At 54.1% G+C, this 12,422-nt stretch carries 10 protein-coding genes and 1 pseudogene; 4 read left to right on the top strand and 7 right to left on the bottom strand.

Annotated elements, in window-relative coordinates; translation table 11 throughout:
* Window positions 1-41: 41 nt before the first annotated feature.
* The 4 genes and pseudogenes from CFBP5473_RS25620 (at window position 42) to CFBP5473_RS22990 (ending at window position 3,484) form a co-directional block, all read left to right on the top strand.
* The gene (locus tag CFBP5473_RS25620; protein ID WP_272949278.1) at window positions 42-164 is read left to right on the top strand and encodes a hypothetical protein; all 123 of its coding nucleotides are present in this window, start codon (window positions 42-44) and stop codon (window positions 162-164) included.
* Window positions 133-1,686: pseudogene (gene istA, locus CFBP5473_RS23000) on the top strand (IS21 family transposase). The gene CFBP5473_RS25620 and the pseudogene istA overlap by 32 nt, the downstream one beginning before the upstream one ends.
* 18 nt (window positions 1,687-1,704) lie before the next feature.
* On the top strand, window positions 1,705-2,457 hold the full coding sequence (istB, locus tag CFBP5473_RS22995) for an IS21-like element helper ATPase IstB (protein ID WP_027677343.1): 753 nt from the start codon (window positions 1,705-1,707) through the stop codon (window positions 2,455-2,457).
* A 175-nt stretch (window positions 2,458-2,632) separates the two neighbouring features.
* The gene (locus CFBP5473_RS22990) at window positions 2,633-3,484 is read left to right on the top strand and encodes a hypothetical protein (RefSeq protein WP_027676485.1); all 852 of its coding nucleotides are present in this window, start codon (window positions 2,633-2,635) and stop codon (window positions 3,482-3,484) included.
* Between the two features lie 237 nt (window positions 3,485-3,721).
* Here the strand turns inward: CFBP5473_RS22990 and CFBP5473_RS22985 are convergent, their stop codons facing one another.
* The 7 genes from CFBP5473_RS22985 to repA all read right to left on the bottom strand — a co-directional run bounded on the left by CFBP5473_RS22985 (window position 3,722) and on the right by repA (window position 12,422).
* A complete protein-coding gene (locus CFBP5473_RS22985) occupies window positions 3,722-4,045 on the bottom strand; it encodes a hypothetical protein (RefSeq protein ID WP_027676484.1) in 324 nt (107 codons plus the stop codon).
* 4 nt (window positions 4,046-4,049) lie between these two features.
* Window positions 4,050-4,433 (bottom strand): hypothetical protein, encoded by a 384-nt coding sequence (locus CFBP5473_RS22980; protein ID WP_027676483.1) that lies wholly within the window; start codon window positions 4,431-4,433, stop codon window positions 4,050-4,052.
* Window positions 4,434-5,881: 1,448 nt separating this feature from the next.
* Window positions 5,882-7,033 (bottom strand): hypothetical protein, encoded by a 1,152-nt coding sequence (locus CFBP5473_RS22975; RefSeq protein WP_027676482.1) that lies wholly within the window; start codon window positions 7,031-7,033, stop codon window positions 5,882-5,884.
* Between the two features lie 10 nt (window positions 7,034-7,043).
* Entirely contained in the window at window positions 7,044-8,162 is a 1,119-nt protein-coding gene (locus CFBP5473_RS22970) for a trypsin-like peptidase domain-containing protein (RefSeq protein WP_051441361.1), read from the bottom strand.
* Window positions 8,163-8,730: 568 nt separating this feature from the next.
* Window positions 8,731-9,942, bottom strand: a complete 1,212-nt coding sequence (gene repC / locus CFBP5473_RS22965; RefSeq protein WP_027676481.1) for a plasmid replication protein RepC — start codon at window positions 9,940-9,942, stop codon at window positions 8,731-8,733.
* Between the two features lie 169 nt (window positions 9,943-10,111).
* The gene (gene repB, locus CFBP5473_RS22960) at window positions 10,112-11,110 is read right to left on the bottom strand and encodes a plasmid partitioning protein RepB (protein ID WP_027676480.1); all 999 of its coding nucleotides are present in this window, start codon (window positions 11,108-11,110) and stop codon (window positions 10,112-10,114) included.
* Window positions 11,111-11,213: 103 nt separating this feature from the next.
* Window positions 11,214-12,422, bottom strand: a complete 1,209-nt coding sequence (repA, locus tag CFBP5473_RS22955; protein ID WP_027676479.1) for a plasmid partitioning protein RepA — start codon at window positions 12,420-12,422, stop codon at window positions 11,214-11,216.

Genomic DNA, 12,422 nt, shown 5'->3' with positions numbered 1-12,422 from the left:
TCCCGGACAGCATTTCCGCTAATTCCCGGACAGCGATTCCGGTGAATCCCGGACAGTCTTTCGGCATAAAGATCGACTTTCGCACGCGCCGTTTTGCCATTCTGGACCTCGATTTGAACGAGGGGCTGATGAATGGCGAGACGGAAGCAGGTGAGACTTACTGACGTGAAGGACATTCGATCGATATTGCGACTGACGCACGAACAGGGGCTTTCGGTTCGTGCGATATCGGAACGGCTGAAGATCAGCAAAACGACCATTTCGACCTACCTGCTGCGGGCGCGTGAGGCCGGGCTGACGGGCTGGCCGTTACCGCCTGGGCTGGACGATGATGGCATTCTGCAGCGCCGCCTGTTCCATCGTCGCGGCCGTCCGCCCCAGGACATGCACGAACCCGACTGGGGCAAGATCGCCAGTGAATTGAAGCGGAAGGGCGTGACACTGACGCTGTTGTGGCAGGAATATCGCGAACGGCACCCCAACGGTTAGGGATACACGTGGTTCTGCGAGCGGTTTGCCGCTTTCGAGCAGCGCGCCAGCGCCACCTTCCGCAATCGCCACACTGCCGGCGCGGCGATGCAGACCGACTACGCCGGCCAAACCGTCCCGGTGATCGATCCGGTGACGGGCGAAATCCGGCTGGCGCAGATTTTCGTCGCGGTTCTGCCAGCCTCCTTGTACACCTTCGCCTATGCAAGCTTCACTCAACGGTTGCCCGACTGGATCGAGGGTCAGCAGCTGGCGCTGGGTTTCTTCGGTGGCGTGACGAAAGCCATCGTCTGCGACAACCTCAAGGCCGGCGTTGCCAAGCCCTTGTGGTTCGAGCCGACCATCAACGCCACTTTTGCGGCATTCGCCGAGCATTACGACACGACGATCCTGCCGACCCGTCCGAAACGGCCGAAGGACAAGGCCAAGGTCGAAGGCAGCGTTCTCATCGTCGAGCGCTGGATCCTGGCGCGGCTGAGAAACGACCGTTTCTTCAGCCTTGTCGATCTCAACGTGCGGATCAGCCAGCTTCTCGACGATCTCAATAGCCGGCCGATGCGCCGGGTTGGCAAATCCCGCCGGCAGCTCTTCGAGGAGATCGAGCAAGACGCGCTTGCGCCCTTGCCGGCAACGCCATTCGAATATTCCGAATGGAAGTCGGCAAAGGTTCATCCCGACTACCATGTCGAGGTCGACAAGGCCTTCTATTCCGTGCCGCACCGCCTGATCGGCCGCCAGGTCGATGTCCGGCTTACAAGCCGGATCGTCGAGATCCTCCATGATCACCAACGTGTCGCCAGCCACCGCCGGACGTCGCAGCGGGGCGGTCATGTCACCGTCAACGAGCATATGCCGAAGACACATCAGCATTATGCCAACACGACGCCTGCGAGCCTCATCAAGCAAGCTGCAAAGATTGGCCGCAACGCTGCAATCCTGATCGAGCGGCTGATGCGCGATAGACCTCATCCTCAGCAGGGATACCGCGCCGCTCAAGGCGTTCTATCGCTCGCGCGCCGGTACGGCCCCGAGCGTCTGGAAGCGGCGTGCGATCGGGCACTGACGATCAATGCGCTCAGCTATTCCTCCGTCAGCACCATCCTCAAATCCGGTCTCGATCAGGCCCCGCCTGGTGCTGAGCCAGTCAAGCCCACCCCGGTGCATGGCAACATCCGCGGCAGCTCCTATTACCAGTGAAGAAAGGAAGATACTCACATGCTCACACATCCAACCCTCGACCAGATGCATGCGCTCGGCCTATCCGGCATGGCGGCAGCATATCGCGACCTGGCCAATCAACCTGAGGGCAGCGATCTCAACCGCGATGAATGGCTCGGCCTGATGCTTGATCGGGAGATGGCCGTGCGCGGCGACAAGCGACTGACCAACCGGCTTGCAATCGCCAAACTGCGTTTCCCCGATGCTTGCATCGAGAACATCGACTTCGCCGCCCCTCGCGGCCTCGACCGCCGACAGCTCCTCTCGCTTGCCCAAGGCGAATGGCTCAAGGCCCATGAGCACTTGATCCTGACCGGACAAACGGGAACGGGCAAAACATGGCTCGCCTGCGCCATCGGACGGCAAGCGGCCCGCCTCGATTATTCCGTTCTCTATGTCCGCATGCCCCGTCTCTTCGAGGATTTGGCGCTAGCGCGCCTCGACGGGCGGTTTCCCCGATTGGTCGACAAGCTCGCGCGTGTTCAATTACTCATCCTTGATGACTGGGGAACCCACGCGCTCAGCGATCAGCAGCGGCTCGATCTCCTGGAAATCTTCGAAGAGCGCTACCGCCGGAAATCCACTCTGATCACCGCCCAGCTTCCCGTCGCGCAGTGGCACGAGATGATCGGCGAACCAACGATCGCTGACGCCATCCTCGATCGTATCGTCCATAACGCCCATCGAATTGCGCTCGAGGGAGACAGCATGAGGAAGCAAAAACCAAGACCGCTCTTGACCGAAGCGTAAAACGCCGAAATCAATAACCAATGACATCAACCAGGCGAACGAAAGTCAATCCCGCGGGACTGTCCGCGATTTAGTGAAACGACTGTCCGGGATTTACCGGAATCGATGTCCCGTTAATCTGAAATCCGCATTCAGGTTGACGGAGCAAGGAAAAGCGCCGTCGGGGAAGCGTTGGATGACACTTCTTCAGGAAGTCATGGCCGTTCCGCCAACGCACGCCGATATCGCCGATTGGTGGCTGTTGTTTGGCGCGTTGAACGCATCTTTCGAGTTCCAAACAAGCCAATCAGCACCGCCGAAAACCGAGATGCGTCTTTCCGGAGAGTTTACGACGGAATTGAAGCATGCTGGTCGACATTGGGCTGGTCTGCTCGCTCCCTTGCTGAAGCGGCGCGGCGCGTCGTTCGCATTTCATCAGATCGACTTGGAACGATTGGGCGGAGAGCAAGCGACCGGCGGCGATTTCGCGCTCATCCTTGATTTTGACGGGAGGACGTTCCAACCGGAAACGTGCCGCAGCGAACCCCGAATCGTACCGATTATTTTTCAAGGCAAGCGATATGTGAGACCATTGGCCAACGTCTCGCAGACCCACAAGGTTCGCGGCTCCCAGAAGAAGAAATTGGGCCAAAACGATTGCGCTTCAGCCTACATTTTCTACGAGAATGGTGACGTGGCGATCGCAGCCCCGCTTCCGGTTCTTGTAAAACCCATCGAGAATGTTGGAGACGAACGCCAGACAAATGTTTTTCAAGGAACGATCGACTTCGCGTCTTATCTTTATCGGGCCTCCACGGATGACACGTTTGCTGCGCGAGCGACGTCGATAGAGGAAGCGTTGTCGATGATATATTCAAAGGCGCATCCAGGTCAACTCTCGAAGCTTATCGTCGCTACAGGGGACTCTAAGGCGGATTTCAAATATGAGGCCGCAGTTAAGCATTTCTTTGCATCCTACGGACCCGACATCGACGAACCTGCAACCGATGACAATGAAGACAAACCAGGTGAGCCGAGCGGCCCCTGAGGGCGAGTGCTTCCGGGCATCGCCTCGTTGAAGGCTGCCAGGCGGCCTAACCGGCTATTTTCGGGGTGTCCCCCAAAAGAGACGGGTGCTGGAGCTCGAAACTTCATACGTGGTCGGCTGGAAAAACGTGTCATAGCGTGGGCAGTGGCGGCTCCTCATTTATGGTCGCGACGCAATTTGGGTTGGTAACGTTTCCCAATGCGTCGCGCGCCTTTCCGGTCCGCTGGGGTCGGCCAATCAAGAAACCTTCATTCCAACAAGGCCCAGGACTTTTGTAATCGTGTTGAGGATGGATGCGGCCGTCGCCATATTCGTTGCCAACCTCTCGCGGTCTTTGGCGATCGTTTTAAGTCGACCGGCGGCTTGCGAAATCCCGCCGGTGATCTCGCGATAGCTAGCGGATGGGGATCGTCCCCTTATGGCATCGTATTCTTCCTTCAAACGATTTGCCGCATATTTTAAGCGTGCCTTATCAGTAGCCGAAGCCGATACATAAGCGTTCAAGAGCTTTGTAATCGCGTCGTTTATTGTGTCGCCGGCATCGGTGTTTGAGACACTCAAGATCTTACTCCTTACTCTCGATCGCCTTTTTCAGTTCGGCGATATCATCCAGGAACGTGTTGATGTCCTCGACGGAGCTGGATAGGTCAGGCGAGCCATCGGCGAGTTTCCGATGCGCCTCCTGCACCTTGTTGATCGCAGCGACGCTCTTGGTGACAATTTGACGGCGCGTCAGGAAATCGCGCTTTGCTTTGTCAATGGAGATGTATTGCTCATAGGCCCCTCCCCGCTTCCTAGCCTGGTCCAGACTACACCGCGCCCCACTCTCCCAAGCTTTCAGCCTGTCGTCGATTAGCTGGAGGTCGTCTGTATCTTCGTTGAGGATCAGGAACGTTGCGTCCAAAAGGAGCGGCTGTACAGCCACCGCAATTTCGCGGATCTCCCGCATGCGGTCTCGTTCCGAAAGATATACGGCACCGTGGATTGTGAATTTAACGACTGGGCCGATTACCGCTGAACCCGGAGATCCTGCAGATGCTGCTGTCGATAGTTTCGCAGCGCTGCCTGCTAATGTGGTCGCTGCAGCTTTTAGCTTCGAAATTGCTTCAGGATCAGTTGCTTTGGCGAGTGCTTGCGCGTAGTCACTAAGAGCATCGAGGAAGGCTGCTCGATCTTCAAGACGCTCGACAGGATTTTGCGAACGAGGTGCCGCAAGCCGGTATGGATAAGCTCACGTATCGACAGAGATTGGTCTCAGTGGAATAGGCAATAGCCAAATCGCTCTCCAGTTGGCCCGGCTCCCTGATCACAGCCACCGCGTTCATTGTGGCCGTTCCGAATTGCGCGACGTCATCGGTTTTTGGCCGGCTGGCGCAACTTGCTAGCAACAGAATGGGCAAGAAAGAAACACGAAAGAGGTTGCTTGGAAACTTCATGTTACTCGAAGCAAAACTGATCATCAGCAAGGTCCGTTAAACGTGAATAGATTTGAGCTCCGCTCCGAAAAGCACAGCACGATCTGTAAATTTAGCTATTGGACAACGATATAATAAATTAAGCAGCAAAGCTGCTTTCCCCCTACAGTATTGAACAGCTAATCACGAAAATGACCGCACTACAATACGGTTGTGTTGACCCTTTAACATATTTTTGCGTGCAACTTCTTATAACAGAGCTCTTCTAATTCTTCGATGCAACGTCTTTCTGCGAACTGCCGAAACCTCTTCGAGCGGAGAAAGAGAGCGGACGGTTTTGAACCCTCTTGAGAGAGGCGAGGTCGCCAATGGCCGGTATGGCTAGGGATAGCCATACCGGTGGAGGGTTGGCCAGCGGTGCCGGGCTATTCATGAGTGACGGCCGTTGACCATAGGGAAGTATTAAGCCCAGCACAGCGATGTACGGATGGATCCGTGCCTGTAATCTTGTGCATTCAACGAACTTCGTTCGTTTATTCCCCTTACCTCTACCGCAGACCGTCTCGGACTAAATGGACAACCCTAGCAGGACGATCCGGTTTAGACCCTCAAGCTGCGATCAATACCCGGAGAGGAGAGTAGCTAGGTCCGGCTAGTTCAGTGGCAGAGCAAACGACGTGCGGGTTTCCACGCTCAACCACGCAGGTCTCTGTTGGAGCTGCTGCCATGGAGCAGTCCCGCCGTGGTTCGCAGGTGCCAATAGAGCTGGTATATCGGCGCAACAAAAATTTAGCCCTGCGCACTCAGGAGCCTTGTTCCAAGAGACAATGCGAAACTTGGAGGCGGATTTCATCAACCGAACTTCGCTTTTCCCACAAATGACAATATCCCGGCAACATCATTGCCAGGACACAAGATGTATCTCTTGAAACCAACGGCTTCAGACGATTGTTTCTTTGATCCTGCACATTCGCTTATCCAATCATGCGTTATCAGTTGGACTAACATGGCCCTTCTCGGCGCTGTCGTCAAGGCCCGCCAGCGTGCGAGACATTACCAGTATGTAACCCTGCTCGGGAAGCAGAACGGGTACTGAGTCTAACGACCTGCTAGAGCCAAAGGATATCACATCCCACTTGTGGCTACCAGAAAATTCCGGATCAGGTGAAAACAACTTAGCACCACCCACGTCGTGGAAAACCACCCGAAGACCGGGCGCACTATTTTGGATTTCGAGCTTGCAGCCTTGAACAACGTAGGGCGAAGTTTGCTCGAAAACCGGATCCGAATCGAGGAACCAGCAGGTTTCTTTAACAGCCTTGATTTTAAACGGCCCGGGATCTTTCACATCAATACCATATGTTGATGTCATAAGCTGTTTCTCGTAGTTGACGGAAACCTCGGCCTCAAGCATCCGTCCTGATAACCAGACGTCATCTCGCCGGATTTCATAATCGCAGGTAGAAAGCTCACCCGTCGCGTAGCGCTCGGTTTTCCAGGTGATGTCCTCATAGTTAAAAGGAACGAATTCAAAAACTGAGTGGTCACTCACCTTGATTCTTGTTCGAGCTTCATCATCCCATTCGATTTTTATCTTTCGGGAAAGTTCGCGAACAAACACGTTTTTCTCATATTTGAAGTGACTTTTGATAGCATCTTCAAGGGCATGCGCCAGAACATTGATTTGAGCATTCTCTGAGATGAGATGATCAGTCAGGAACGGCATGTAGAAGAGCCTAAGGCTCTTCTTAAGTGAGTCTCCAAGGCGCCGTTTCAAAGCATCTTCGGCCAACGGGATCAGCGTAGCGCTTCTCGCTTTTGCCTTCTCGGCGAACATTTTTAGTTCAGCCGCCTCGGGGAAGTTGGGGAATGTCAACGCAGCGCGCTCCAGCCACTCCACAATCGGTACTATCGTTCGGTTACTGTCGTCCAATAAATACAACGGTCGAAGCAGCAGATCGATATCTGCGATCAGCTGGGCATCATCGTCGGGCAGGTTGTGTAGCGATTGCGCGTATGCTTCTGGGAGGCAAGAGATCAACACGAACCTCTTCGTCGGAAATCGCAGTTTGCGCGCGATTGCCAGGATTTTCTTTCGCTCCTCTGGATCGAAGTAGCCATCGAAATCGTCCATCGCTCGCTTCCTACCCCGTCGTGATTTCGCCTAGAGTGATAGGATCATTAGAGCTCAGATGCTGCAGCACCGCGTACATCAGTGAGCCGTAGTTGATATAGTTAGTCACTCTGCCGTGAAGTTTGGCGTTTGTGACGGACCTTGAGCCACGATGGAGCGCTTGAACCCTCCATTCATCATCACAGACAGGTGAACCCGATGAACCTGGCATCGTGTCAGTAAAATACCGTAGCTGGGTGTCAGTAACAGACTCAACAAGGTTGTTCCGAATGGCGTAGTGCTTATGATTACCCCTCGGATGCTGTATGATATTTACGGGCGATCCTGGACGAAGGTTGCGAACATCCGAACTGACCACAAGACCTGGGCGCCCGGTCTCCTCCAAGCGAAGTACGGCGTAGTCAAGATGCTTGTCCGAGATCACCAGTTTAACGGTCTTGACCACGCTAGCGAGGTTGATCGAATCTGTGTTGAAGTCAAACTCGGCCTCGACTGACATCGCTTGCGCGTTCAAGTCCGTCGCGTTAGGCGGAGTTTCACCTGAATTGCGGGCAGCGATAACATGATAGTTGGTCATAAGTAACGTCGGCGAAAGCAGCCATCCTGTACCAACGTAACGCATTAAAACGCCTGCGCTAGAAAAAGCGGGCCTTCCGTCCTCCACTCTTGTCACTGTCAGCTTGGCAACAGCATTTGATGCCGCAAGGCCCTTCGACATGAATTCCATAGGAACCATGTCATTCTGGAAAAGAATCTTCTCATCGAATGATGTGAACCGATCCTCTGCGGGGTAGACAAAGCCTGCAGTACGGCTGGTTACATTTGCGAGCCCATCTCGGATCGGGGACGCTCGTGAATCCAGACCGGAGAGAAATGCCGCATTCTCGAGAAACCGCTGGATCGGGACCGTTCCGTCAATCAGACGCGGCGTCTTGTTCATCCGATCAAGAATATAGATCAACGTCGCCATGTGCGATCCCATCGCCGTCGGGGTGATGGAAGAAACGTATTGATCGTCCAGGTTGGCCATCAAAGATCTCTGTACCAGATCGTTATACCCCAACACTGAGATAATAGCCGTCACAATATCGCGAATTTCCTGACTGCTGAGGTAAGGCGTCTCATTCAAATATCTTCTCCCAAACCAATATTGAATTTGATGCTATTCCAGCCTCGTGTAACGCTTGGCCCATAAAATGTATGGGGATATTTAGCCTCTGCGTTCACAATGGAGCAATACCTTAAACGACAGAAATTTCACATCGGCTTCGCTCAGACCACCGCGAAGATAACGAACGGCGGAAGTTGGACTGCTGAACCTCAGCCTTTCAAATGCGAGGTTCGAAATTGCTTCTACAGTCGGTGCCAGCTTGATGTCGCAACTGTTTCAAAACTGCGCGGCAGAGTCAGCAAAGTCGGCAAGGGCTCAACGGCGCGAAATCGATGTCGGCGATGAACTGAGCGTGGAGAACCAATTCAGGTCAATTATCGATATGTCAGAATAGCTCTCTTGTTCGTGTCTTTACTCCGCACGTCAGCCGTTCAATCTTAGACCCTCTCTCCTTTGAATTAGGCGATAGCTACGTCCGCCCCTTCCAACCCGCCAAAGAGTACAGAAATCCGATTGTTAGTTTGTAGTCAGCTGACGACATCAACCTCTCTGCCGACCTTCCGCCAACCTGACGATCTGCTTCAGGTCACGCCCAGTTCCGACCCCCGGAGTTTGCCTTCAAAAGCGCCATCAGCATCGGTCCGAGCGAAAACTCTCCGCGCCGTGTCCTTGACGTAAGATCGCGGAGGTATCCCCCAGCCGAATTAATGTGTCCCGCTCGCTCGAGTATTGCTGCCATGGCAACCGCGGCGTTCTCGGCCCCCATCGCCTCGCATGCATCCTGATAGGCCGACGCGCTCACGCCCAAAGTCGAGCGGACGACCACCGCGGCCGACATGAGGTCCCGCCAACTACGAACCTCACCTCCGGGGCCGTAGGAAGCTATCTCCGGGCATGCACGCATAACTAGCCCAATTGGAAAAGCTTTTAGCGTCTCGGGTTTCCGACTGAGATTTTGCGCCGCCATATCGCCCCGCTCCGTTTCAGAGCAAGGTTCAAGTTCATTTTTATAATCGGTATTTGAATTCTGTTTGTGCTGACGGATGACGTTATCATTGCCGTCGGATTTTGTAGAAAAAAGCTGGTCTTTCAATGTATTGACCACGTGCTCGCGCAAAATCATTACCTCATCGAGGATGCCCTCGAAATCAGTAATCGATTTCGCGTGTCGGAGCTTCGCCACAGCGGCTACGTACATCGCCTCCATCTTTAACCAATCACCAGGAGTGTCGTCTTCGATGGCGGCTGTGATGAGCTTGCGGACGTCCCTGCGAGCGATCGTCATCCGTTCCTTGAGCACCTTAAGTCGCCTAGCATCCTCGGTGACCTGTTGTGCCATGTGAGCGAGCTCGGCTGATTTCGCAAGCAAAGGAGCAAGATCAAAGCCATATGCGGTTTCCACGGCGCCATCTTTGGTGCGCCTTACGTACCGCTTGCCGTTGGGGCTGTCGTTGCGGTTGATGAGCCCCGCCTCCACCAACACAGCCAGGTTTTCTCGCAGGGTTGTTCCTGCAATTCCGTTTGCACGGGCAATCAGTTGAGCGTTTGACGGAAAGACAATAAGGTTCTTATCTTCGCTGAGTTCAGTCTCTGGATAAAACGACAGAAGCGCATTTAGAACGGCAAGTGCACGATCACGTAACCCAAGAAGCGAACGCGCGTCACACGCATCACGGTAAACCTTCCATTTGTCGACAGCTTTTCCTTTATGGATGTCTGCGACCTCGAGTTGGGCCTTGACCAACGCAAGCGTCATTGGCCGCCGCCCAAATGGCGTCGTTACACTTCCACTTTGCATTTTTCTCTCACCTTTCGATCGGCAAAAGAAATCCGCTCACCAAAAACGGTGCCAAAGACTCTTGACTAGAATTCGTGGAAATGCGATTCTCAGGTTGCTGAGACCAATGAGAGAGGCTTCCACGACAGCGTCGTTTGGGGGCCTTTTTCTTTTGCTGTTACGTCCTTTTCTAGTTTTCTATTTCGGTGTTCCGGAAGTTCGCGTAAAGACTAGGAATCTGGTCCATCACGAATTTGGCAAATGCCTCGTCACGATCTCTGTTAATCTGAATTTTGCAGACCTTTCCAGAGATCGCCATCTTGGCAATCTCGGCACCATCAACGGACTTCGCGACCAGTGTATCTGCTGTCGCCTGGGCCGGCCTATCGAAGGACTTGATGGCTCTGACGATTGCAAGGAATCTGTCATCTGACGACTTGTGACCAAATGACTTATCATCGCACGTCTTGCGCGCTATGCTTTCCGAGCCCTCATTTTTTAACAGGTCGGCAAGTTCCTGCCACCGCGGCCGGCCGATTTTCGGCGCGCGACCGATGACACCAACCAGCCAGCTGGGTATCGCACGCGCTACGATGATGAGCTTTGAGGCTTCTTGCCGATCGACACTGAGAGCGGTTTGAATAAGCGACCGTTGAAAGCCACCCTCTTCAAGCTTAAGGGAGAACACCGCGCGTTCGATGAACGTGAGATCTTCTCGCGCAGAATTTTCAATACCCTGTGCAACGACCAGGCGATCGTCGCTGAGATCTCGCACATAGGCCTTCACCGGGATGGCAAGCTCTTTCGCAGCTCTTAATCGGCGGTGCCCGTAAGCGATTTGGTATCGACCTGCCTCGGATGGATGTACGCGCACCAGGATCGGGATCTCCTGGCCGTGCTCCAGGAAAGAGGTCTTTAATGCCTCAACAGCCGACATATCCTGATCGGCGAAACGATCAGCAAAAGGGGAGGGGTCTACGAGTGTGGGATCGAGGTCTAGCGGTAGAGCCCCGTCGGCAACTCTTTGTTTGAGTTCTTCGTAGTCTCGTTCGACCTCCGAAAAGGTGTCCTTAAGTGACCGTACCGCACCCGAGGCAACGCGCTGCATTGGTTGGCGCGTCTCTGCAGTCAGAGCTACATCCGGGCCCGCAGCGAAAAGATTTCGCACGGATTGCGTTCGCTTGCTCATCTAACATCTCCCCAATAATAACAATCGTTATCTCGAAAGTGTGCCGACACGTCGTCAGTTGACAACAAGCTAAACGATTGATTCCTTAAAGAATGAAGCATGATCATCTGCCCCACACTTCATTGATTAAGCCGACTGCTTCATGGTTCACGGCGTTGATGGATTCCATGGCACGATCGTATGTTGTTCTGCCAACCGCTCCTCGCGACAACTCGTAGAGCGATTGCTTCGTCAATCCAGCGTTCGCGATCGCTGTTGATTTCCAAGCCGCCGCTGCCATGACATCGGTGCCAAAGACATCGCGCAGCAAGCCAACGATCTCCTGTTCGGGAACATCTCGTGGATCGTGGCGGGTGACGAGAAATCTCAGGAAGTCATAATCGAGCTGCCCGCCTGCTTCCTCGATGACAGAAACAAGATCCGACGTCATGAGGAGAAACTGGCTCATCGACGCCACGTCCACCATCTGCGGGTGGACTGTGACGATCATCCCTGTCGCGGCGTTCAGAGCGCCCATTGTCAGGAAGCCCAACTGAGGCGGGCAGTCGACGACGACGATGTCGTACTCGCTTTCGACCTGCTGAATTGCGCTTGCAACACGCCTGAAAAAAAGATCTTCTGGACGACCACGGTTCTGTAGCATAAAGCGTGGCGTCTGATGTTCGAATTCCATTAGCTCGAGATTGCCGGGAACGATGCTGATACCCGTGAAGTAGGTAGGGCGGATTACCTCGCTCATCGACACGCGCTGTTCATCGTATCTAATAGCGCCGTAGATGGTGGTATTCTCGGCAACGTCAAATTCTGGCTGATAGCCAAACATTGCAGACAACGAGGCCTGTGGATCGAGATCGATCGCTAGAACCTTATATCCATGAAGCGCCAATCCTTGCGCGAGATACAGAGCTGTAGTCGTTTTGGCCGAGCCTCCCTTGAAGTTGGCAACAGTAATGATTTGCAGTTTGTCGCCCTTTTTGCGACGGGGCCAGAAACGCGCTGCTTCTTTAGGGCGCGCTTCAGCCAGGTACTGTCGCAACCCATTGATCTGCTCAAGGGTATAGGATCGCCTCCCACCAGTCCCAATATCGGGTGCAGGGCCAAGGCCGTCCAATGATAGCTGACGGAGGTAACCGTCTGACACACCAACAATCTCGGCGACCTCGCCTGAAGTGAATGAGCGAAGCGACTTCTGCGCGATTGGCGGAAATGCTCGCTCACCGACGGCACGAAGTCGCGCAGAAAGCGCTTCCGCGCGCTGCGTGATATGTGCAGATGTAGCGGCTCTGTTGAGGTGCCTATCGATCAAGTTCAC

It is taken from the genome of Agrobacterium larrymoorei, from assembly GCF_005145045.1.
Classification (GTDB): Bacteria; Pseudomonadota; Alphaproteobacteria; order Rhizobiales; family Rhizobiaceae; genus Agrobacterium; species Agrobacterium larrymoorei.
Note: the sequence above shows the minus strand (reverse complement) of the source record. Positions and strands in the feature narration are given on the sequence as shown.